This window comes from Allomuricauda sp. MMSF_3307, from assembly GCF_030733585.1.
In the GTDB taxonomy this organism is placed as follows: domain Bacteria; phylum Bacteroidota; class Bacteroidia; order Flavobacteriales; family Flavobacteriaceae; genus Flagellimonas.
In genome coordinates this window covers 89,454-114,225 of record NZ_JASHIQ010000005.1, presented here as the reverse complement: position 1 = coordinate 114,225, position 24,772 = coordinate 89,454, and the positions used below count along the sequence as shown (strand labels likewise).

General features: G+C 42.6%; 16 protein-coding genes. 6 read left to right on the top strand and 10 right to left on the bottom strand.

The genetic code is table 11. The annotated features are described in order from the left end of the window. Positions 1–47: 47 nt before the first annotated feature. The 3 genes from RBB12_RS13040 to RBB12_RS13030 all read right to left on the bottom strand — a co-directional run bounded on the left by RBB12_RS13040 (position 48) and on the right by RBB12_RS13030 (position 3,431). Positions 48–983 carry a COG2958 family protein gene (locus tag RBB12_RS13040; protein ID WP_306014020.1) on the bottom strand — a complete coding sequence of 312 codons (936 nt, stop codon included), beginning with the start codon at positions 981–983 and terminating at the stop codon, positions 48–50. Between the two features lie 279 nt (positions 984–1,262). Next, a complete protein-coding gene (locus RBB12_RS13035) occupies positions 1,263–2,381 on the bottom strand; it encodes a GNAT family N-acetyltransferase (protein WP_306014022.1) in 1,119 nt (372 codons plus the stop codon). A 66-nt stretch (positions 2,382–2,447) separates the two neighbouring features. Further along, on the bottom strand, positions 2,448–3,431 hold the full coding sequence (locus RBB12_RS13030; RefSeq protein WP_306014023.1) for a transporter: 984 nt from the start codon (positions 3,429–3,431) through the stop codon (positions 2,448–2,450). Between the two features lie 87 nt (positions 3,432–3,518). Here RBB12_RS13030 and RBB12_RS13025 point away from each other — a divergent pair, with 87 nt between their 5' ends. From RBB12_RS13025 to RBB12_RS13010, 4 genes are read left to right on the top strand one after another with little or no spacing between them, the layout of a single operon-like run. Further along, positions 3,519–3,779 carry a DUF4834 family protein gene (locus RBB12_RS13025; protein WP_179385564.1) on the top strand — a complete coding sequence of 87 codons (261 nt, stop codon included), beginning with the start codon at positions 3,519–3,521 and terminating at the stop codon, positions 3,777–3,779. A gap of 24 nt (positions 3,780–3,803) precedes the next feature. Then, positions 3,804–6,242 carry a YfhO family protein gene (locus RBB12_RS13020; protein ID WP_306014024.1) on the top strand — a complete coding sequence of 813 codons (2,439 nt, stop codon included), beginning with the start codon at positions 3,804–3,806 and terminating at the stop codon, positions 6,240–6,242. After that, positions 6,235–7,503 (top strand): glycosyltransferase, encoded by a 1,269-nt coding sequence (locus RBB12_RS13015; protein WP_306014025.1) that lies wholly within the window; start codon positions 6,235–6,237, stop codon positions 7,501–7,503. The genes RBB12_RS13020 and RBB12_RS13015 overlap by 8 nt, the downstream gene beginning before the upstream one ends. Next, the gene (locus RBB12_RS13010) at positions 7,503–8,963 is read left to right on the top strand and encodes a lipopolysaccharide biosynthesis protein (RefSeq protein WP_306014026.1); all 1,461 of its coding nucleotides are present in this window, start codon (positions 7,503–7,505) and stop codon (positions 8,961–8,963) included. Before RBB12_RS13015 ends, RBB12_RS13010 begins: the two co-directional genes overlap by 1 nt. Positions 8,964–9,013: 50 nt before the next feature. Here the strand turns inward: RBB12_RS13010 and RBB12_RS13005 are convergent, their stop codons facing one another. The 5 genes from RBB12_RS13005 to uvrA all read right to left on the bottom strand — a co-directional run bounded on the left by RBB12_RS13005 (position 9,014) and on the right by uvrA (position 20,897). Then, on the bottom strand, positions 9,014–10,228 hold the full coding sequence (locus tag RBB12_RS13005) for a hypothetical protein (protein ID WP_306014028.1): 1,215 nt from the start codon (positions 10,226–10,228) through the stop codon (positions 9,014–9,016). A 119-nt stretch (positions 10,229–10,347) separates the two neighbouring features. Further along, on the bottom strand, positions 10,348–12,264 hold the full coding sequence (locus RBB12_RS13000; RefSeq protein ID WP_306014029.1) for an OmpA family protein: 1,917 nt from the start codon (positions 12,262–12,264) through the stop codon (positions 10,348–10,350). 10 nt (positions 12,265–12,274) lie between these two features. After that, a complete protein-coding gene (locus RBB12_RS12995) occupies positions 12,275–13,231 on the bottom strand; it encodes a type IX secretion system membrane protein PorP/SprF (RefSeq protein ID WP_306014030.1) in 957 nt (318 codons plus the stop codon). A 44-nt stretch (positions 13,232–13,275) separates the two neighbouring features. Then, positions 13,276–17,745, bottom strand: coding sequence for a gliding motility-associated C-terminal domain-containing protein (locus RBB12_RS12990; protein ID WP_306014033.1), 4,470 nt, complete (start codon positions 17,743–17,745; stop codon positions 13,276–13,278). A 374-nt stretch (positions 17,746–18,119) separates the two neighbouring features. Then, a complete protein-coding gene (uvrA, locus tag RBB12_RS12985; RefSeq protein ID WP_306014034.1) occupies positions 18,120–20,897 on the bottom strand; it encodes an excinuclease ABC subunit UvrA in 2,778 nt (925 codons plus the stop codon). Between the two features lie 253 nt (positions 20,898–21,150). On the opposite strand from uvrA, the gene RBB12_RS12980 reads away from it, so the two are divergent. Continuing rightward, positions 21,151–21,735 carry an RNA polymerase sigma factor gene (locus tag RBB12_RS12980; protein WP_014034330.1) on the top strand — a complete coding sequence of 195 codons (585 nt, stop codon included), beginning with the start codon at positions 21,151–21,153 and terminating at the stop codon, positions 21,733–21,735. A gap of 253 nt (positions 21,736–21,988) precedes the next feature. Here the strand turns inward: RBB12_RS12980 and nth are convergent, their stop codons facing one another. After that, positions 21,989–22,651, bottom strand: a complete 663-nt coding sequence (gene nth, locus RBB12_RS12975; RefSeq protein ID WP_306014035.1) for an endonuclease III — start codon at positions 22,649–22,651, stop codon at positions 21,989–21,991. 55 nt (positions 22,652–22,706) lie between these two features. Here nth and bcp point away from each other — a divergent pair, with 55 nt between their 5' ends. Beyond that, positions 22,707–23,159 carry a thioredoxin-dependent thiol peroxidase gene (gene bcp / locus RBB12_RS12970; protein ID WP_179385554.1) on the top strand — a complete coding sequence of 151 codons (453 nt, stop codon included), beginning with the start codon at positions 22,707–22,709 and terminating at the stop codon, positions 23,157–23,159. Positions 23,160–23,311: 152 nt separating this feature from the next. Here bcp and RBB12_RS12965 read toward each other — a convergent pair whose 3' ends face one another. Further along, complete coding sequence (locus RBB12_RS12965; protein WP_179385553.1) at positions 23,312–24,763, bottom strand: TonB-dependent receptor; 1,452 nt, start codon at positions 24,761–24,763, stop codon at positions 23,312–23,314. Positions 24,764–24,772 lie beyond the last annotated feature (9 nt).

Genomic DNA, 24,772 nt, shown 5'->3' with positions numbered 1-24,772 from the left:
CTTTCTTTTTTTTGATTTGGTGTTGTGTCACCTCCAAATATAGCATTTTACGATTGCTTGATAACATTCTCCAACTGCTCCTCGTTTAAGACCTTATCATATTTCTCCTTTCGGATTTCGTTGCTTTTGAGGTCAATACGTACCCGTTTTACAAATTGCTTAAAGTCCTTGTTCATGCCCGTAAGCTTATTCAAGGTTTCCCAATCGAGGTTTTCCCGGGTGTGTGCGGGAAACCGTAAGTTGGCCGAATTGGGTTCCTTAACGTCCAGCTCAATAACACCGACCCCAAATGCGGAGGACAGTCGAGCCAACTCAGCCAGAAAATCCTCGTTTTTAGAAATTTCCGCAGCCACCAGGTAACTTTCGTTCGCCCAAGAGGAATTGGATACGGTTTGGAAGAATTTTTCACGCAAAGTGGATAGGTTCAATTCCTTTTTCAGCTCAAAGGAGATAAATTTCACAGAAGTGTTCCCCACCGCAGAGCTCAACTCCAAGACTTCATGGTCCCATTCGTCAATGGGAAAAATACAACCAACCATATCGGGATGTACCCATTCCCCAAAACTCTTTTTATCGGAAGTACTGTGATTTATCGTCTTACAATAACATTTTAGGTTGTAAAACGCATAATGGGCCAAGAATGGATGTAGGTCCCTTTCTTGATAGGAGAGGGCTGTTTGTGCAGTAGAAATATTGGTTTCCTCCTCGGTTTTCCCTTCTTCATATTCCGAAAAGTCGATACTATAGCTTTTGTGCTGCAAATAAAAGCGTTTTGGTCTTTTGCCGACTGCTTTAAAGTTGGAATCGGGATTATCCCGGGATATTACATACAACCGGGACCCCAATGTGGTCCAAGGCGTTTTTCCGGAGCTGTTCAGTTTTTTATCCAGTCCTTGGTCTACCGCAAGTTTCCAAATTTCATTGGCGGTGAGTGGTTTGTCCACCTGTTGCAGGATGTGCTCCGCTAATCCGAGAAATGTCATTGTCCTATTTTTTTAAAAATTGGCAAAGGTATCCAGGAGGTTAATCAGCTTATTGGTATCCAAAAAGGAATACCATGGATACATGATCCTGGATTACAAAAACCAAATGATTTTTTACTAAAATATGGGGGAGGGGCTGCGGTTTGCAAAATACAAATCGCCCGCAACATTTCGCTAGGGCAAAACCTTAAAAAAACTATGGTTTTTCCATAGCGTCAAAAATGGCATCACAAACGCAAACTCAACGAGGAAATCGTGTAGAAGTGGTTTGTAGGTTGGCTAAATATCCTTCACATACGTCCTACGGCGCTTAATGACCTTGGGGTCAAAGTGCTTCCACATTTGTTGGATGGCGATATTGTCCTCCAATTCCGGGGTACGGATGCAGTTCACCACCCCGCGCTTTTTGAAAGCATGGTAATACTCATTGAAAATAATGGAAGTAACGCCTTTGTTTTGGTATTTGGGATGGATGCCGATCAAGTAGAAAATAGCGTCCTTACTATGCTTTCTGGCGCGGAGCAAGTGAAAAATTCCAAAGGGGAACAGCTTTCCGTTGGCCTTTTGCAAGGCTTCGGAAAAAGAGGGCATCACAATGGCAAAAGCCACTAAATTATCTTCTGCATCCACCACAAATTTGATGTACTCCGGATTGATAAAGCTGATGTACTTCTTTTTAAAATACTCCTTTTGGATATCGGTAATCTTTACGAAAGAGGACAATTTGGCGTAGGTCTCGTTGAAGAGGTCGAACATCTTGTCCACCCACGGCATAATGTCCGCGCTTTTTTCAAAGTTCATTTCGCGGAGGCCATATCGCTTTTTGATCAAAAGATTGGCTTTGGCGAACAGTTTTGGGTCCGCATTGGCTGCAGGGAATTTGCTCTCCCGGTATTCTTTTTCCTTGGTAAAACCATGCTGTTCATAATGCGATTGGTAGTAGGGATGGTTGTACCAGGTCACCATGGTACCAATGTGGTCAAAACCCTCTGTGAGCACGCCGACCTTATCCAAATTGGAAAAGCCCACAGGACCTTCCATAAATTCCAAATTATTGGCTTGTCCAATTTCCTTGACTTTGTCCAACAAGGCTTTGGAAACTTCAAGGTCATCAATAAAATCAAACCATCCAAAGCGCATCTTTTTGAGTCCCTGTTCCTTGACTTCCAACCAATTAATGATAGCCGCTACGCGTCCAACCACCTTACCATCTTTAAGGGCCAAAAAGAATTGGGCTTCGGCGGTTTTAAAAACCGGGTTCACATCTTTGTCAAAGGAGGCCATCTCATCTTTGATGATGGGCGGTACCCAATAGGGTGACCCTTTATACAGGCTGAACGGAAATTTTACGAAGCGCTTAAGGTCGGATTTGGACTGAACCTGCTGAACGGTAACCATAGTTGCAAATTAATACCCAATATTATGAATATTACTTGCAGTAGAAAAATGAAGTTGTTACAAAACTTAAAAATCGATGGGTCCGTTGCGGTTTTTTCTACGTTTTTTGGATTTTCGCTTGTTGGCGTTCTTTTTAATCTTCCCGTTCATGCCCGATTGTTGCTCAATAACTGGAATCATTTCATCCTTATGAAAATCCAATCGGTAGGAAAAACCAAGTACTACAAAAATTCTAGAAGGGTCGTTATTAAAGCCGGAACCCAAATGAAAATCCGCCTGAAAATTGGGATTGATCAAACGAGCTACTCCTGTTCTCAAAATGATATCCGAATAGCGTTCGCCGGAAATACCCTGCCCTTCAAAGAAAACACTCCACCTTGGGTCACGAAAAGCATGGGTGACCGATAGGGCGTAGCGCCATTCCGGGAAATCGGTGGTGATACGGTCGTACGCAATGTTGGAAATTAATACCACCCTTGGGGAAAGCCTACTTTGTGTTTGAATGCCGCCTCGGTACGAAACGGTGGGCTCACCGGGATAAAAGGGATTGTCTCCTACCACAAAATTGGCCCCTCCGTACACCGAAACGGCAGGAATCAGGTTTTTCCATTGGAACAGGTTGTTGGCCCTCCAACTATATAAATTGGGCTTGTTACGTTCGGGATTTTTATAAGGGTCGTACACCAGATATTTTAGTCCTACGCGGTTTCTGGAAAAATTGGTCAGTGTTCCCTCGATTCCCAAATCGGGATAGAGAATGTTCTGGGTAATAAAAGATCCTTCGGCGATCACTTCCAATTCCTCAAAAAGCAACCCATACCTAAAAGCATAGTCTGCCCCAAAAATATTCGAGTCCGAGTTAAGGTCGGCGTTGTCCTGCTGCTCGTAGAGCATCCCAATCTCTGCCTGAATCACGTTTTTTCCAACGGAATAGGCACTGGCGGCCCTACCGGGTCGGTTGGAATTAATGACATCGGTATATTGGGCGGATAAAAAAGTGGGTAACAGAACGAAAAGAAAAAGTGACTTTTTGATCATGGAAAGGTCCATATAACTGGGTTTTTAATACTATTTTAAGATACGTTTGATGGGTTTAAGGGACTAACAGTGTAACTTTGATTCGATAACTGAGGTTATATGGTTTTATTACAAACGATTTTAATTGTCATATTAGTATACTACGGGCTTAAATTCCTGTTGAAGTGGTTGGCGCCAAAACTCTTGAATTATGCGGTAAAAAAGACCAATGAACGCTTTAATGAGCAGTTTGGGAACCGACAAGATTTTGATACTGCGCAACCTAAGGAAGGGGAGACCATTATTTCCAAAAAACCGCCCCGACGTTCCAACTCCTCAAAAAAAGTTGGAGAATACATAGATTTTGAGGAAATTGATTAATATTTGCCGAATCAAAACCTATCCATGACTCTTTCTCCAAAAGCCATTATCACCCACATTTGTGTTATCGCTTTGTTCATCCTTGCCTCACTGGTCTATTTTTATCCGGTTTTGCAGGGAAAAGCCATTTTTCAGTCCGATATTGCCCAGTACAAGGGCATGGCCCAAGAACGGGATGCGTACAAGGATTTGACAGGGGAGGAGTCCTATTGGACCAATAGTGCGTTTGGCGGTATGCCCACCTATCAACTGGGTGCCAATTACCCGCATAATTACATCAAGGAACTGGACCGCTTGATTCGGTTTTTACCACGGCCTGCCGACTATCTTTTTCTCTATTTGATTGGTTTCTATATCCTGTTGCTGTGCTTGAAGGTCGATTTTCGATTGGCAGCTTTGGGTGCCGTAGCCTTTGGTTTTTCCACCTACTTGATCATTATTCTTGGAGTGGGCCATAATGCCAAGGCGCATGCACTAGGGTATATTCCGATGGTTTTAGGGGGGATTGTCCTCGTTTTCCGAAAAAAATATATCCTTGGTTTTATTTTGACGGCCTTGGCCATGGCATTGGAAATCAGTGCCAACCACTACCAAATGACCTATTATTTTATGCTTTTGGTGTTGGTGATGGGCCTTGTTTATCTGATTTATGCCATCAAGGAAAAGGAATTAAAGCACTTTTTTGCCTCTGTAGGTATTTTGATTTTGGCAGTGACCCTCTCCATTTTTACGAATGCGACCAGTCTCTTGGCCACTAAGGAATATGCCGATTGGAGTACTCGGGGCACATCGGAACTCACCATTAATCCGGATGGGAGTGAAAAAGCTGTGTCCACCGGGTTGGATTACGAATACATTACCCAATACAGCTACGGAATTGCCGAGTCGCTCAATTTGTTCGCACCTCGCTTGTTCGGCGGGTCGGGCAATGAGGATTTAGGAAGGGATTCCAAGGCTTATGAGTATTTGACTGACCAAGGGCTATCACCTTCTAAAGCACTGGAATTTTCCAGTGGACTGCCCTTGTATTGGGGCGACCAGCCCATCGTGGCAGCACCGGCCTATGTGGGTGCCATTGTATTTTTCCTATTTGTTTTGGGTGCTTTCTTGGTGGATGGAAAAAAGAAATGGTGGTTGTTGACAGGCGCCATTTTATCGCTATTACTTTCCTGGGGTAAAAATTTTCCGTTGCTCACCAATTTTATGATTGACTATTTCCCGTTGTACAATAAATTCAGGGCGGTTTCTTCGATTCAAGTGGTATTGGAACTTTGCTTGCCCGTTTTGGGAATTTTGGGGATTCGCGAGTTGTTCAAATCTTCCGTTGATAAAAAAGAAAAGCTAAAAGCTTTAAAACTGAGCTTCTTTATTTCCTTGGGACTTGGTATTCTGATTTTCTTGCTCAAAGGCTTCTTTGATTTTGAAGGGCTCCGTGATGAAACCTATCGCGGGTACTTTGGTGATGAATTGATGACCATGATCCAGCGGGATCGCGAAGCGGTATACATCAACGACACCATCCGTTCCATTATTTATGTGACTTTGGCCGCGGCGGTACTTTGGTTCTTTATCAAAGATAAAATCAATAAAAATATACTGGTTTTTGCCTTGGGCACCTTGATTCTGTTTGATTTGGTAGGTGTGGACCTGAGGTATGTGAATGAGGGGGATTTTGTACGCCAGCGACAGGTCAACCAACCGTTTCAGGCCAATCAAATCGACCAAATGATCCAGCAGGACGATTCTATTTACCGGGTGTTCGACCCTCAAGAAGGAATCAACGGAGCGCGTACATCCTATTTCCATAAATCCATAGGAGGTTATCATGCCGCTAAACCAAGGGCGCTGCAAAATTTGTTCGAGTATCACTTGTACCAAAACAACCTTCAGGTGTTGAACATGCTGAACGTCAAATACATCATTCAGCAAGATGAGGAGGGAAACAGTTATCCCGCTGTTAACCCCGACGCCAACGGCAATGCATGGTTTGTGGATCAGTTGTTGCCCGTTTCTTCCGCCAACGAAGAAATTCTGAAGCTAAAAGATTTCAATTCCAAAACGCAGGCCGTGGTGAACACTTCGGAATATCCCGAATTGACCAAACTTCGGTATTCAGTGGATTCTTTGGCCCGTATCGATTTGGTGGATTATCGCCCGAACAATATTACCTATACCACCAACAACCCAAATGATGGTTTTGTGGTCTTTTCCGAGATGCATTATCCTTCGGGTTGGCAAGCGTTTATCGATGGTGCGCCACAGGAGCATTATCGCGTGGATTATGCCCTTCGCGGCATGAAGGTTCCGGCAGGTCAGCATAACATCGAGTTCAGGTTTGAGCCCGAAGTGGTGGAAACGGGAAGCCAAATCACCTTGGCGGCGAATGCACTGCTCGGTCTGATTATTGTTGGGGGACTTGGTTTGACCCTGTTCCGCAGAAAAAAGGAAAAGACAGATGCGTAACGTCTTGGTCATAGCGTACTATTGGCCACCAGCAGGGGGACCAGGGGTACAGCGTTGGCTAAAGTTCACCAAATATCTCCCAGATTTCGGTATCCAGCCCATCGTGTATGTTCCTGAAAATCCAAGTTATCCATTGGTGGATGACAAATTGGTAGATGAGGTTCCAGCGGACATCAAAATTCTGAAACAGCCCATCAAAGAGCCTTATGGGTGGGCTTCGCTGTTATCCAAAAAGAAGACCAAGACCATCAGTGCTGGAATCATCAAGGAAAAAAATCCTTCCTTTATGGAAAAGCTCCTGTTGTGGATTCGGGGGAACTTTTTCATTCCGGATGCCCGCAAACTCTGGGTAAAACCATCCATTTCCTATTTGGCCAAGGTGATTGCAGACGAGGGTATTGAGACCATCATTACTACGGGACCACCACACAGTCTGCATTTGATTGGACTGGGACTCAAAAAGAAATACAACATTCAATGGATTGCGGATTTTCGAGATCCGTGGACTTCGATTGGATATCATAAAAAGCTACGACTGACCGAATCATCCCGCTTAAAACACGAAGCCCTGGAAAGGTCTGTGTTGGTGAAAGCGGATAAAATTGTGGTGACCAGTAACACCACAAAATCAGAATTTGAAGCCATAACGCCCAAACCCATTAAGGTGATCACCAATGGTTTTGATGATGAACTGCAGCCCGTGGAACAGGATGCCGACTTCACTATTTCGCATGTGGGCTCTTTGTTGACAGGCCGGAATCCCTTGGGGTTGTGGCAAGCATTACAGGAATTGATTGCCGAAAACGAAAGCTTCAAAAAGTCCCTCAAGGTACAATTGGCCGGAGTAGTGGGGGAGGAAGTGCTCCAATCCATCAAGGAATATGGACTTTCAGCTTATGTGGCCCAACTCGGTTATCTTTCCCATCCCAAGGTGCTGGAAACCCAACAAAAGTCGCAATTATTATTGCTTTTGGAAATTGATGCTGAAGAGACCCGGGGCATTATTCCGGGCAAGTTATTTGAATACCTGAATGCCAAGCGTCCTATTTTGGCCATCGGGCCCAAAGGATGGGAAGCTGGTAATATGGTAGAGGAGCACCAAGCTGGACATATGTGCCTGCACCAGGATGTAGCGTCCTTAAAACGTGTAGTTTTGGAGGCATTTCAAAAATATGAAAAAGGGAATTTGAACTGTGACTCGGTAGGAGTGGAGCACTATCACAGAAGGGCGTTAACGGAATCTTTGGCTAAATTTATCTAATGGGCATTGTACTAAAACAATCCATACAAAATACGGTGGTGACCTATTTGGGGTTCTTTTTTGGAGCCATCAACACCTTGTTTTTGTACACGAAAATCCTTCCAGATGAATATTATGGACTGGTTACCTTCATTTTGGCCTCAGGTGCTATTTTGATGCCTTTGATGGCTTTCGGGGTGCACAACACCATGGTGAAGTATTACAGTAATCACTTGGAAACGGAAAAAGATGGGTTCTTTACGCTGATGCTGTTGATTCCATTGTTGGGAATACTTCCTATGGCCCTCATTGGACTGATATGGTACGAACCTATCGGGAATTGGGTGTCCCAAGTAAACCCCATGGTGAAGGATTACCTTTGGTATGTGTTCTTTGTAGGGCTGGCGATGGGCTATTTTGAGGTATTTTATTCCTGGGCCAAAGTACATCTCAAATCGGTATTCGGGAATTTTATGAAGGAGGTGTTTGCCCGTATTGGAGTTTCCATATTATTGATTCTTTTCTATTTTGAATTGATTTCGCTGGATTTGTTTTTTAAATGCTTGGTCGGACTCTATCTGTTACGGACTCTTATCATCAAACTATACGCATTCAAGTTAAGAATGCCCCGATTGGTTTTTACATTTCCACCATATACCAAAGAAATTTTGTCCTATTCTTTCCTGATTATTTTAGGAGGTTCGGCCGCCTTGATTTTGTTAGAGATTGATAAGGTGATGCTCAATCAGTTCATCAGCATAGAGAATGTGGCCTATTATGGGGTTTCGGTTTACATCGCTACGGTGATTATTGTGCCATCAAGGGCCATGCACCAGATTACCTATCCCCTTACGGCCGAATTGCTCAATACCCAAAACAGTGTGGGATTGGATAATTTGTACAAAAAAACATCGCTGACGCTTTTTATTGCATCAGGTATTTTGTTTGTACTCATCATTCTTAATCTGAACGATTTGTATTTGATGTTGCCCAAAAATTATCGAAACGGCTTTACGATTGTGTTTTTGATCGGGTTGGCCAAGGTGATGGACTCCCTTTTGGGCAATATCAACTCTATTTTATACAATTCACAGTATTACAAAACGGTACTGGTCTTTGGGGTCTGTTTGGCGGCACTGACCATTTTCCTGAATTATCTGTTGATTCCCAAATGGGGCCTTGAAGGCGCGGCGGCTGCCAGTTTTATCTCCATTTTTATTTTTAATATGGTAAAGGTGGTTTTTGTGAAAATGAAATTTGGCATTTTGCCTTTTACTTCGGCTACCTTTAAGGTATTTGCCACTTTGGTTTTATTGGCTGTATTGTTTGATTTGGTCCAGTTCCAGTTCCATCCCATTCTGAACATTGCATTCAAGTCTTTTCTGGTGGTGCTGATGTATGTGGGGATTTTATACCGCTTTAATATATCTGAGGACGTTACGGGATTTTTATCCAAATGGCTTAAAAAAAATACCCCGTAGCGAATAAATCAACTACGGGGTAAAACAACTAACCAACCTAAAAAAACGATCTAATTATTTCTTCGGGAAGAACCTCTTGAGCTCGATGTTCTCGCACTGCTTTTTCGAGCGTTGGAGCTTCTACTTACGGTTGCCCTAGAACTTTCTTTACGGCTTGCGGTACTTTTTCTTGTACTGGGCCTTGAACTTCTGGCAACTTCCCTTCTCGAAGAGTTGTCCCTTTTCACCGCAGACCTATTAGTTGTTCTCGATACGGTCTTTGGTTTTCTATAGGTGCTCTGTTCAGAACGTTTGATAGTTCTTCCTGTGGCAGCTGGACTCACTTTTCTGGAGTTGGAACTTCTCTCGTAAGAGGAACGGTTCGCTCTGTTATTGGAAGCCGTTGCTCTTCCCGGTCTATTTACATTATTATTTGACTTTCTATAAGAATTGCTTCTATCATTTCGAGATTCAACTCTTTGTCTTTGTACCGAATTGCTGGAACGGTTCGCCATGCTATTTCCTCTTCGGGAATCATTTCTGGAAACCCTCGCATTGCTTCGGCCGTAATCAGCTCTTCTAACGTTATTGTCCCTAACGGATACTCTTCTGTCGTTACGATAGATATGCTCTCTTCTATATCTATTATCGTTTCGATACACCCTACCCAAGCTGGCATATGCCCTTCTTGTGTTGTGTCGGTAAGGAGCGTAGTACGTATATCTTACAGGTGTGTAATACCTTCTATAAGGTCTTGCATAGACATTACAGAAACCAACTGCCGGTCTTACAAAGAATCTATGGAAGGGTCTATATACATATCTTCTGTTGTATACATTGATAAATCCTGTATAGTGACTAAAAACGCCTCTATTGTAGAATATGTGCATTCCACCGATTCTACGGAGTCTTCCATTGTTGTACCAGATATCTACATTGCCAATTTGTGAGACACGACCATAGAAATCATAAAATATAGGGATGTTCTCTATTTGAATTACAGCTCCATAGTCATCATATTGTACAAATGGGTTATAATTGAATCCAGAGTTAAATGTGACTCCAACATTACCTATTTGCGCACCTACGCCTACGTTTACTCTATTATCCATGTAGAAGTCGAACTCACCATCGGGGTAAACGGAGAACGTTACACCACCTTCCACAAAAATGAATGAATTTCCATGTCTAAAGTTTGTTGTGGTAGCTACATGGTTGATTGTTTCGGCTTGGATACTCGGTATTCCAAGAACAACCGCTGCTAAAAGGAGTACTAACTTTTTCATACTACAAGGTTTTAAGTTCTAGATGCAACTATTTACATCCACCTTGTATAATGCAATCAGCGTGCCACAAATTGTAACACGCTGATTTTCAGTAATCATGACTACAAAAAAATTACCGTCTATTTTATTATGAACATGGATCTTCGGTTTAATTGGTGTTCTTCCCCGGAGCAGTTTACACCATTGGAACAATTGTTGATCAATTGGGATTCGCCGTATCCTTTGGCGGACAATCTGTTTCTATCAATTCCCTTGCTTACCAACCATTCGAGAGTAGATTTTGCCCTTCGTTCAGACAATTGCATATTGTAGTCATCGTTTCCTCTGGAATCGGTGTGGGACTCAATATGAATATTCAATTGTGGATATGCTTCCATTGCATTTAGGATTTTGGCCAGCTCCACTTCTGCATCTGGTCGGATATTATGCTTATCAAAATCAAAATAGATAGGCTGTAGCGATAATCTACATCCCAAATCGTCCACAGGACAATCGGGTGGAGTAAGTTGTAGATTGACTTCCATGCTGTCAACACCACTTTGGGTCTGTACAACTTTTTCGGAGGGCTCATATTCTTTTTCCGCAAAGGATGCCCTAACGGCGTATTGATCATTACAATCCGCCAAAGGACCAAAGTCATAACGTCCATTGGCATCAACAACTTTTTGGGCAACCACTTTGCTACTGCTGTCAAGCAATACGACATCTGAACCTTGTAAGGGCGCACCAGTCTTTGCATCCGTTACCATACCTTGAATCGTAATCTTGCAATCAGCAGTAAACGCAAGGATATCATCCGAGCTGCTGCCTTGGCCACCGAAACGATTGGAAGATATATAGCCTATTTTGCCCGTCTCGTCCATCACATAACCAAAATCATCCAAATTGCTGTTGATGGGTTTTTTAAGGTTGGTCACTGTAGGGTAGGGGCCTGTTTCGTTCAAGGAGACGACAAAAATATCCAAACCGCCTAGTCCGGTATGGCCATCACTGGCAAAATATAAATCTCCAGTTTTACTGATAAATGGGAACGATTCCCGCTGTTTGGTATTTATTTTTGAACCAAGATTTACGGGTTGCCCATAATTACCGTTGCCCAAAATATCCACATACCAAATATCGGAGGCTCCTAAACTTCCATTTCTGTTGGAAGAAAAATATAGTCGGTTTTCTTCAGGGTTTAGGGCTGGATGAGCGGTAGAGTAGGAATCCTCGTTAAAGGGAAGTTCTACAACATTGCCCCATGTACCATCTTCTTGCAAACTCGCCCTGTAGATTTTAAGGGTCACCAAACGTTCCTTTCCACGCTTCTTTTTACCATTGATATAGTTGTTTCGGGTAAAATAGATGGTTTTGCCATCTTTGGTGAAGACCGCTGACGATTCGTGATAAGGGGAATTGATATCGCCCTCCAATTTTTTAATGTTTTTCAGCTGACCATTTTCATCAATCTCAGCTTCGAACAGGTCTAGATAGGGAAGACCGTTCCAATCGTGTATTTTGCTTCCTTCGGTATCGATGGAAGAAGAAGCGAATACAATTTTATCACCATAATAGGATGGTCCAAAATCTGACCCATTCATCCCATCGGTGATATTTTTTACTTGATACTGGTTATTTTGCGTACTCGCCAAATATTGATAGGTATCCCAATTGGGGTAGGTAGCTCCCGAGGTTTCCATATATTTTTCCATGAGGGATTTGGATTCTTCCAATTTCCCGATGGATTTTAAACTTTGGGCGGCACGGTAATAGTATTCAGATTCCACTTCGTTGGGGTAGGTGTCCACCAATTTCAAGTACCATGTAGCCGCATCGGCGTATTCACTATTGAAATAATAAGTGTCTCCTAATTTTTTGTAGACCTGAGCGGAAGAGTAACCATCTTCTACGACACTTAGATATATTTTTCGTGCATCTATGTAATCAAAATTGAAGAAATCCTCGTTGGCCTTCTTAATCTTGCTTTCCTGAGCCAAACCTACTTGTAGGGTGCAAATGGCGAAAAGGATATAAATAATATTCTTTGAGTTCATGTTGCTATTTTTAGAAGAATCTTGGGGTTATTACACGATCGGCTTTATTGAAAATATCAAAGCGAAGGAACACTTCGTAAGATCCATTGCTATACTGTTCGATGTTGGTCGATTGATAGTCATAACCAAATCCTGCAAAGAATCCAGGTGTTATTTGAAATCCGGCAAGGGCACTTACGGCTGCACTCCAGCGATAGGATGCTCCAAGTGTAAGCTTTTCATTGATCAAAAAGTTGGCGGAGAGGTCCCATTGCAGTGGAGAGCCACTTACATATTTTACCAATGTTGCTGGTTTAAATTTCAAGTTTTCATTTAGGTCGAATACATAACCTGTAATGAAAAAGTAGTGCAAACGTTCTACGGCAATATCATTGGTGTTGGCATTTTGTAGGGAACTTTCATCAAAATGTGTAGTGTTCAAAAAATTGGGTACTGACAATCCTGCATAGAACCTATCGGAATTTAAGTAAAGCCCTGCACCAACCTGGGGCCTAAGCCTATTGTCTACATTCGACTGAAAAAAGGGGTCAGACTGTTCAGATAATGTAAGCCTTGTGTAATCGATATCCAAAACGTCCATACCTGCTTTTAAACCAAATGCCAATTTATAATTATATGACAGATTGATTGAATATGAGTAATCTACAGTTATGTTTGACTCCATCGCGGGACCAATTTTGTCATATACTATGGAAAGGCCGAGCCCCATATTATCATACAAGCCTATTGGTGAGTTTACCGTGAAGGTTCCCGTTTCAGGGGAACCATCCAATCCAACCCATTGTGTCCTACCCAAGAAGCCAAAACTCAGTATTTCCCTAGATCCTGCGTAGGCAGGATTGATTACCTGTGTATTATACATATACTGGGTAAATTGGGGGTCTTGCTGCCCATAGGAGGTTATTATGGCTGAGAGAAACGTCAATGCCACTAAGCAATGGTTTCTATTTATTTTAAGATTCGTCATCCTCATTACTATTCTTGGTTCTTTGTTGTGATTTTGTTTTGGTCCTAATTGTGGTTGATATAGAGATATCCTGTATAACTTTCTTCACCTGGATTTTCTGTGCCTGTAAAGGTTAGGATATAGAAATAGGTTCCGCTCGGGAGTTCCCTATCCTGCTGCAAAGTGGCCCTTCCCTCAGAAATTCCATAAAACAGATTGTTTCCTTGTCCGTATCCATCCACTTCGTATACCTGAACACCCCAGCGATTGAAAATCTTCAAGTTGTTGTTTGGATAGTTTTCGATGCCTAAGATTCTGAAGAAATCATTAAATCCATCTCCGTTGGGTGTAATACCATTGAAGATCTGGAACCCTATAGCTCCACCATCTGAACACGCATTGTTTGGAATGGTAATTTCTGTTGGATCATCCTCGGTATAGCTATTATTGTCGGATAGGTCCTGAAGTTGGAAATCAAAACCAACAATATCACCGACCACGGTAGCTTGGTTAATAAATACACCTGCATCAATATCTGTTTGCGTTAGACTATAGGCGAATTCGTAGGTCCACGTTTCTCCAGACGACAGTATACCATCTTCATTTTCATCGCTGTTTTCTATAGGGCCGGAAATAACGCCGCCCAATAACCCATCGGTGAGTACCACATTTTCTACATTCCCAATACCACCGTTTAACACGGTGAAGGTGAATCCGATGGTGTCCACACAATTGTCGTTATTGCTGTCCAACAACGTGGCTTGCTTTATAAGGCCAATGCCATTAAGGCCGTCACCATCGCCGCCATCTCCTCCGTCACTACCATCAGTGCAAGCATCGTTGGGAACAGCAATTTCTGTAGGTTCATTTTCCAAAAAGCTATCATCATCGGAAAAATCAAACACTTCAAAGTCAAAGCCCAATGGTTCGGCAGTTACTGTCGCTTGATTGAGGACAGCTCCATTATCAACATCCTGTTGGGTAATAGCGTACAAAGCTTGGTACGTCCAAGTCTCTCCTACGGAAAGTATACCATCATTATTGATGTCAGTATCATTAACTGGGCCACTAATTTCACCGTCGATCAGAGGGTCTATCAATACCACAGTGTCCAAGTCTGCACCACCATTATTGGTAACGGTAAATGTGTACAAGATGCTCTCTACGCATTCATCGTCGTTGATATCGGCCAAAGCTCCTTCCTTGATGAGACCAATGCTGGCACTTCCTTCGGTACAGGTGTCATCTGTTACGGGCGTTCTTGTGGGATTATCTTCCAAGAAATTGTCATCATCTGAAAAGTCCGACACTTCTAGGTCAAAATTGATTCGTTGGGCGGTTACAATGGCTTGATTGATCACAGCCCCATTATCGATATCATTTTGTGTGATGGCATATACGGCTTCATAGGTCCATGTCTCCCCTATCGATAGGACACCGTCATTGTTCTCATCCGTACCATCTACAGGTCCAGGAATTTCACCATCAAACAAGGAATCTTCCAAAATAACCTCATCAAGGTCAAAGGCACCGTTGTTGGTAATGGTAAAAGTGTAGAGAATACTTTCCAAACAGCCGTCACCATTGACATCAATCAGAACTCCCTCCTTTATCATGGCGATACTGGCCACACCATCGGTACAGGCGTCGTCTGGAACTGGGGTTCTGGTAGGTTCGTTCTCCAGTAAATTGTCATCATCGGACAAATCAAACACCTGAAGCTCAAAATTGATCCGTTCTGCCGTAACAGTGGCTTGGTTAATCACGGCACCATTGTCAATATCTTCTTGTTCAAGCGCATACACAGCTTCGTAGGTCCAGGTTTCGCCAACAGAAAGGATATTGTCGTTATTAACATCCGTACCATCTACTGGTCCTGGTATCGGACCTCCGAACAGTGGATCTTCCAAGTTTACTTCGTCAAGGTCGAAAGCTCCGTTGTTGGTAACAGTAAAGGTGTAGAGAATGCTATCTATACAACCATCACCAGTGGCATCTATCAAAACACCTTCTTTGATCAATCCTATGCTTGCTGTTCCATCGGTACAGGCATCATCGGGGACAGGCGTCCTAGTGGGCTCATCCTCTAGAAGACTGTCGTCATCGGAAAGGTCAAAAACTTGGCTGTCGAAACCTACCGGCTCAGCAGTCACAGTAGCTTGGTTGATTACGGCTGCATTGTCAATATCTTCTTGCGTGATGCCATGTAAGGCTTCGTAGGTCCAGGTTTCGCCAACTGAAAGAATACCATCATCATTCGTATCTGTTCCTGCCAATGGTCCTGGTATCGGACCTCCGAACAATGGATCTTCCAAGTTTACCTCGTCCAAATCTATTCCTCCTGTATTGGTTACGGTGAAGGTGTAGAGAATACTTTCTATACAACCGTCGCCATTGTTATCTACCAATACACCCTGCTTGATCAGTCCAATTGCTGCGCCGTCTGTGCAAGCATCATCAGGGACAGGAGTTCTAGTGGGTTCGTCCTCGAAGAGGTTGTCATCGTCCGAAAGGTCTTGAACCATGACATTTCCAACGGTATACCCGGTTACGGTAGCTTGATTTACTACGGCTGCATTATCGATATCTTGTTGGGTAATGGCATACAATGCCTCATAGGTCCAAGATTCATTTACAGAAAGGATACCATCATTGTTTACGTCTGTTCCATTTATTGGCCCAGGAATATTGCCTCCAAACAATGGATCTTCCAAGGTAATCTCGTCAAGGTCTGCGTTTCCGGTATTGGTAACTGTAAAGGTGTATAAAATACTTTCTAAACAGCCATCTTCATTGACGTCAACAACCACACCTTCTTTAATGAGTCCTATATTTGGTACTTGGCACTGGGTCAAGTCAACTACGGTAGGGTCATCTTCCAACAAGCTATCGTCATCAGAAAGGTCAGTAAGGATGATATCTGGTTCGTTCAATACAGTTGCACTAACTTCAGCTTGATTTATGACCGAACCGTTTGCAATATCTGATGGTTGGATTGGATATGCACTGGTAAATATCCAGACTTCATCAGATTCCATTTGGCTATTATCATTGTCGTCACCAGCAACTAAATCTATAGGAACACCCTCCAACAACGGATCCGTAATGGTAACATTTTCTAAGGTTTCGCCGCTAACATTGGTAACGGAAAAAGTGTACAGCACAAAATTGCACCCTGCACCTGCATCAACATCATTTACTGCAAAACCAGTTTTAATAAGGGCAATACCAAAATTTGCTTGGCAATCGGCAAGACTTATGATTGTTGGATCGTCTTCCAATATGCTATCATCATCCGATAAATCTGATACGGTGTTTAGAGGTTCGCCTTCCACGTGGGCGGACACCTCGGCTTGGTTAACTACCTGACCGTTTAAAATGTCGGATGCCGTAATATCGTAGATAGCGAAATATGACCAGCTTTCATCTATATCCAACAAATCATTATCGTTGTCGTCGCCAGAAAGATAGGTGGGTATATCCCCATTTAATAAGGGGTCTACTATCGAAACGTTTTGAAGGGGTTGCGCCCCTACATTGGTTACGGTGAAAGAATAAAGGACATAGTTACAGCCAGTTCCGGCATCAATATCCTCAATGGCAATCCCTGTTTTGACCAATGCAATGTCACCTTGACATTGGGTAAGTTCTATCACGGTAGCTTCATCTTCGGAGTAACTATCATTATCAGATAAATCGGAAACAGATGTACCAAAACCTTGTATATCCGCAGTGACTTCGGCTTGGTTCACTACCTGACCATTATTGATATCCTCGGGAGTGATATTGTAAAGAACGGCATATTGCCATACTTCGTCGGTGTCCAAAAAAGTATCACCATTGGTATCCCCAGCAATAGGACCCGCTATTGGGTCCACCCCAATAAGTGGATCAATAAGTTCCACATTCTCCAGAACTTGCCCACCTTCGTTGCTGACCAAAAATGTGTAGAGGACAAAATTACATCCAGGGCCAGCATCGATGTCTTCAATGGCTACACCTGTTTTTATAAGTCCAATATTGCCTTGGCAAAAACTAAGGTCAGTTACAGTTTCATCATTGGGATTTATTCCATCGTCATCTGAAAGATCAAATACCGTTACCCCTGGCTGTCCCTGAACATCAGCTTCCACGTTGGCCTGGTTTGTAACAGAACCATTCACAATATCGGTTGGTTGAATGACGTAATTGGCCCGATAGATCCAAGTTTCCCCGGGATCCATTTCGCCAATAACATTGACATCACCTTCTGCTGGACCTGCCACAAGTCCTCCCAAGGAAGGGTCAGTAAGCTGAACTCCAGTAAGTATCTCCCCATTGGTACTGGTATTGGTCACTGTAAAGGTGTACTCAATAATGGCACAACCATTTTCTGATCCAGTGGCATCTCTCGCTACACCAGTTTTTATAAGTAATATGGAAGGTACAAATAGTTCGTTTTCGATTGAGTTACGGTTAGCCCTTAGTATGCCAGTCGCAACAAGCATAAGCACTAAAGCAACCGCAACAATTGTGTTACGTTTGATTATTGACACAAGTAGGTTTTTTGAATCATGGTTTTTCATGGGTAGAACTTTTGAGCATGCAGAACAAAATGATTTGATTTAGCAGTAGGACATTTTTAAACTTCAAACCCACCCTAATTACTATGGGCGGAAGTATTTCAATTTCCCGCACAAAAGAAAGAAAACCATAGTTTTTTGAGGACACCAATTGACGGATGCCCCTTTTGGATCAACGAATGCCCCTTCTGATCTGACGGATGCGTTTTACAGCATCTAATTTGTAAGAATATAGATACAAAGAAGTGAAGCTATATGGCATTTGTAGCAACTTCATTAAAAAGCAAATAAGAAAATTCGGATTACAAGTTATCCAGATAACACCATTGGATATCAATCCATTAAGATTAGAGCTTCTCCTTTAGATAGCCCGCTGTATACGAATCCGTGTTGCCCACAATTTCTTCTGGCGTGCCTTCCACTACCAGATGGCCGCCCATGGCACCTCCCTCGGGACCCAAATCGATGATGTAATCGGCACATTTTACCAATTCCATATTGTGTTCGATCACGATAATGGAATGTCCCTTGGCTATAAGCTCATCAAAGGATTTGAGCAGTTTCTTGATATCATGAAAATGAAGTCCCGTAGTGGGCTCATCAAAGATGAAAAGTGCTTTTTCCTTCGTATGGCCCTTTACCAAAAAAGAAGCCAGTTTGATACGCTGGGCCTCACCACCGGAAAGGGTAGAGGAGGACTGCCCCAAGGCTACATAACCCAGCCCTACATCTTGCAAGGGCTTCAATTTGGTAACGATTTTATCCTGTTGATGGTCTGAAAAGTGGGCAATGGCCTCATCAATGGTCAAATTCAGGATGTCATCTATATTTTTGCCTTCAAACTGGACTTCCAAAATGTCCTTTTTGAAGCGTTTGCCACCACAGGCATCACACTCTAAATGCACATCGGCCATAAACTGCATCTCCACAGTGATTTCTCCTTCGCCCTTGCACTTTTCACATCGCCCCCCATCCACATTGAACGAAAAATGTTTGGCCTGATAACCACGAAGTTTACTCAGTTTTTGCGATGCAAAGAGGCTACGGATATCGTCGTATGCCTTAATATAGGTCACGGGATTGGATCGCGATGAACGCCCGATTGGGTTTTGGTCCACAAATTCCACATGTTTGATATGGCTATACTTGCCTTCCATGGCCGTAAATTGTCCTGCTTTTTCGCCATACCCTCCTGTTTCCTTTAAAATGGATGGGTAAACTATCTTTTTCACCAAGGTACTTTTGCCGCTCCCTGATACGCCAGTGACCACCGTCAACATATTTAAAGGAAAGGTCACATCAATATTTTTGAGGTTGTTTTCCCGTGCTCCTTTAATTTGAATGTAATGTTTTGAGGTTCTGCGCTCTGTTGGAACAGGAATCTCCATCTTTCCGTTCAAATATTGCGCCGTTAAAGAATCTGAAGTAAGGATGCTTTCCCAATTGCCCGTAGCGACCACTTTTCCGCCCAATGTACCTGCTTCTGGACCAATATCGATGATTTCATCGGCGGCTTGCATAATGTCCTCATCGTGCTCCACCACAATTACGGTATTCCCCAAATCTCGCAGTGATTTTAGCACACCTATCAAATTTTCGGTATCCTTGGGATGGAGGCCGATACTGGGTTCGTCCAAAATATACATGGAACCGACCAAACTACTTCCCAACGACGTGGCCAAATTGATACGTTGACTTTCTCCACCGGATAGCGTATTGGATTTTCGGTTGAGGGTCAGATAGCTCAGTCCTACCTTGTCCAAGAAATCCAAACGGGTGGTAATTTCCTTGAGCAATCTGCTCGCTATGGCTGTATCGTGTTCGCTTAGTTGTATTTCTTGAAAAAACGGCATCAATTCTTTGATGGGCAGTTCGATAAGTTCCGAAATGGATTTTCCGCCCACTTTCACGTAGTCGGCTTCTTTTCGGAGCCGTTTTCCTTTACAGACAGAACATCTGGTTTTTCCACGGTAGCGCGATAGCATCACCCGGTTCTGGATTTTATAGCTCTTTTCCTCCAGTTGCTCAAAAAACTTATGGATTCCTGTAAAATGGTCGTTCCCGTCCCAAACCAATTGTTTTTGTTCCTCCGTTAGCTGAAACCAGGGCTTGTGGATAGGAAAATCAAATTTATAGGCTGCGTTCACCAATTGGTCGCGGTACCAGCCCATACTATCGCCACGCCACGGGAAAACCGCATTCTCGTAAACAGATAAGGCGGTGTTGGGAATCACCAAATCTTCATCAATACCAATTACATCACCATAGCCCTCACATTTGGGGCAGGCCCCGTAGGGATTGTTAAAACTGAACAAGTGGACATTGGGCTCCAAAAACTTCATCCCATCCAACTCAAACTGATTACTGAAGGTTTTGATTTCTCCTGTTTGAAGGTTCTCGATGGCACATTCGCCCTTACCTTCAAAAAAGGCATTGTCCACCGCATTGGCCAATCGATTGTAGAAATCCTCATCATCTTTTACAATAATACGGTCCACCACCAAATGAAAAGTTTTGCCAATGTCCTTTGGCGCCTCATCTATTCGAATGACTTCTCCATTATATTTTATACGTGCGTAGCCTTGTTTGGAGAAAAGTTCCAAGGATTTGAGGGTTTCCCTATCTTCTGAAATGGTTATGGGAGCCAATAACAGCAATTTCTCCCTTTCGTTCAATCCTTTAATGTGATTGATGACATCGGTGACCGTATGCTTTTTCACCTCTTTGCCAGAAATGGGGGAGATGGTCTTCCCGATACGGGCATACAATAGTTTTAGATAATCATAAATCTCTGTTGTGGTACCAACCGTAGATCTTGGGTTGGTTGAATTTACTTTTTGTTCTATGGCAATGGCAGGGGCTATACCTTTAATATAGTCAACCTTGGGTTTGTCCAACTTCCCTAAAAATTGGCGTGCGTAGGAGGATAGGCTTTCCACGTACCTGCGCTGTCCTTCGGCATAGAGCGTATCAAAAGCAAGGCTGGATTTGCCCGAACCGGATAAACCAGTGATTACCACCAATTTATTACGAGGAATAACAACATCAATATCTTTAAGGTTGTGCAGTTTGGCACCTTTTATGATAATATTTTGTTTGGGATCGACGTTTATATTGACTGCCATTTGTTAAAATTAGGGTTTCAAAGATACGATACACTGCACTTAATACGTATATTGCACCAGTTAACATATAAAAATCGTCAACTCACAACATAGATTTTTAGATCGCCTATCTATTGATCTATATTTGAAGTGTAATTAAAATCCTGATAGGCCTATACAGAATAATTACTTTTTTAAAGATTAAAAACTGAATAACTAAAGTCTTTCTTGGTAAAGGAAGGGCTGTGATTTTAACCCAAAAAAAGTAATTTGTATGGAACAGCTACAGATTAAAGACTCGATTTTAGTAAAGAATTATATTGACGGAGACGAGAAGGCTCTTGAAATACTGATTAACAGGCACAACCAACGAATCACCAGCTTTATTTACAGCAAAGTTTTGGATAGGGATGTTGCAGAGGACATCTTCCAAGACACTTTTATCAAGGTCATCAAAACCTTGAAAAAAGGACGATATAGCGAAGAAGGCAAATTTTTGCCCTGGGTGATGCGTATTGCGCACAACTTGGTCATCGACCACTTCCGCAAGAACAAGAGAATGCCCAAATTCGAGGGCAGCGATGACTTCAACATCTTTTCCGTAATCCACGATGAAAAGTTGAATGCCGAGAAGCAAATCATCAAAGATCAAATCGAAAGCGACCTGACCTTGTTAATCGATGAACTTCCGGACGATCAACGGGAAGTGCTCATCATGCGTATTTACAAGGATATGAGCTTTAAGGAGATATCCGAAAATACCAACGTTAGCATCAATACAGCCTTGGGTAGAATGCGTTACGCGCTCATCAATTTGAGAAAAATCGTAGAAAGAAAGAATATCGTTTTAACGAATTAATCGAGCAATACGTCGAAGCCTGCAATAATTCAATTCTAGCGTCGTTATATAATGGAAACAATTACTTACGCTAGAATATGGAAAACATTTACTCTGAAGAACAAAAATCCGTAAAAACGGTAAAAGCGAGTCAGAAAACTGTTGATTTCTTACTTAGCTTTTCAAAATCGATTCATGTAGTTGACTACAAAACGCACCAGTTTGAAGTAACATTGAATTAATTTAAGGATCAAACTGACGAAAAGAGCCGAAATTAGCGGCTCTTTTTGTTTTTATGATATTCGTTGATTACCGATTTCCGGCCAATGGTCTTGGTAATAATGTCCTTCTCCAAGTCCCAGCCCCTAGCTGGCGAATACTCCCTTCCATACCAAATGATTTGTAGGTGCAAACGATTCCAGATTTCTTCCGGGAAAAGTCGTTTGGCATCGCGTTCGGTCTGTACCACATTTTTGCCATTACTAAAGCCCCATCGGTACATGAGTCGGTGAATATGGGTGTCAACTGGAAATGCTGGAATGCCAAAAGCTTGCGATACCACTACACTAGCTGTTTTATGTCCCACCGCAGGCAGTTCCTCCAATAAAGCAATATCACGAGGGACCTCACCATTGTATTTTTCGATCAATATTTTGGAAAGACCATAAATCCCTTTCGATTTCATAGGGGATAGGCCTACAGGTTTGATGATCTCACGAATTTCCTCCTCCGAGAGTTTTATCATATCAAATGGGTTGTCCGCTTTTTCAAATAATAATGGAGTAATCTGGTTTACCCTTACATCTGTACTTTGGGCGGACAATAAAACGGCAATCAACAAGGTATAGGGGTCTTTATGGTCCAATGGAATAGGTATGGTGGGGTAGAGTTCGTCCAAGGTTTTGATGGCAAAATCAACCTTTTCTTGTTTGGTCATATTTGTTTAACTTTGATAGCGAAAGTATTAAACAATAAACTTAATAGCAACGCAAATGAATATGTTAAAAGTAGGAGATAAAGTACCTGATTTTTCCGCAAAAGACCAAGACGGTAACACAATTAATCTAAGCGATTACAAAGGAAAAAAGCTGGTCGTATTTTTCTATCCCAAGGCAAATACTCCTGGCTGTACCGCAGAAGCCTGTAATCTACGCGACAATTACAAGGAACTGCAAGCACAGGGTTACGAATTACTGGGCGTGAGTGCCGATTCGGAGAAAAAACAATCCAACTTTAAAGAGAAGTACGATTTCCCCTTTCCTTTATTGGCGGATGAAGATCATACGGTGATCAATGCCTTTGGGGTTTGGGGACCAAAAAAGTTTATGGGAAAGGAATACGATGGTATCCACCGAACCACTTTTATTGTGGATGGTAATGGCGTTGTGGAAAACGTGATCGAGAAAGTAAAGACCAAAGACCACGCTGCACAGATTTTGGCATAGGCTTTAAAAATGTATCAAATTAAAAAAGCTGTTTATCTGTCAGTTCGAGCGCAATCGAGAACTTAAGACACATTGATAATTAAGGGGTTTTGACTACGTTCGACCTGACAATTTAAAATAAAAAAGGCGCTACTATCAGCGCCTCTTTTATTTTATTCCTTCTCTTCCAGGACCTTCCGGGTGAACAGGTCCTTTTCCTTAATGATTTCGGCAATCCCTTCAGGAAGTTCTTTTTCCCAACCTTCATCCTTGTTGATGATTTTTTTGAGGACGTCCCTCGAAAAAATATGAAGGACCTCTGGGTCGTAATCGATAATATCCATTACTTTACCATTGTACTTGAAGAATTTGTACAACTCCTTCATTCGGGGATGGACCTTAACGTTGTTGCTGGTAAGAATTTGACCTGTTTCGGGATCCTTCATAGGGTACAAGTATACCTTCAAATCCTTGAAGAACAATTTACCAAAGGCTTCCAAGATACCACCGCTCAAGTGTCGGTAATATTTTTCGTCAAAAACATCCACCAAGTTGTTCACGCCCATCGTCAAACCAATCTTGGCCTTGGTGTAATTATTAAAGTATTCCACCAATTTATAGTACTCCTGGAACTTGGATATCAAAACCGTATGACCAAGGGAGCAGAGCAGCTCCGCACGGTCCATAAAGTCCTGCTCGTCAATTTCACCAGAGGCTTTTAGGTTGGACAGGGTAATCTCAAAGACCACGATGGCGTTTTCCATTTCCACCGTCTGTTCCCGAACAAAAATATCGTAGGATTTCTGGAACATGTCCATATTCACCTTGGTCACTGGCCTGAAACTACCACGAAGGGCCAAGATATTTTTCTTGTACAGTACTGCCGCAGGCAACAGGTTGTTCCCATCAGGACCGAACATTACGGCATCCGTCATATCGTTCTTGATAAGCTGTAGGCTCATCAAACGGTTATCGACATCAGCAAAGTTGGGACCTGTAAAGTTGATCATATCAATCTCTAAAGTATCATGGTCAATATGATCGTAGAGATACTTCAAAAGCTTTTTGGGCTTATGAAATTTAAAAAAGGCCCCATAAATCAAGTTTACCCCAAGAATACCTAGTGTTTCTTGCTGTAACCTAGCTTCGTTCTGTTTAAATCGGATGTGCAGTATGATTTCGTCATATTCCTTTTGGTCGGGGTCCAGCTGAAACCTCAGACCAACCCATCCATGACCTTTGTAACGTTTGGAAAAATCGATGGTGGCCACCGTGTTGGCGTAACTAAAGAACAAATAGTTGGGGTTGTTTTCACGGCTGATGCGTTCCTCGATCAACTGCATCTCATATTCCAACATTTTTTTTAACCGCGATTGGGTCACATATCGTCCATCTTCTTCCACACCATAAATGGCATCACTGAACGATTTATCATAGGCGCTCATCGCCTTTGCAATGGTTCCCGAAGCTCCACCGGCCCTAAAAAAGTGCCTGGCCGTTTCCTGTCCCGCACCAATCTCGGCAAAAGTTCCATAAATGTCCCTGTTCAAGTTGATGCGTAGGGTTTTTGCCTTTATGGACGGTATATTTTCAAAAGCATTTTCGTTGCTTGGTACGCTAGGCATATCCTGTAT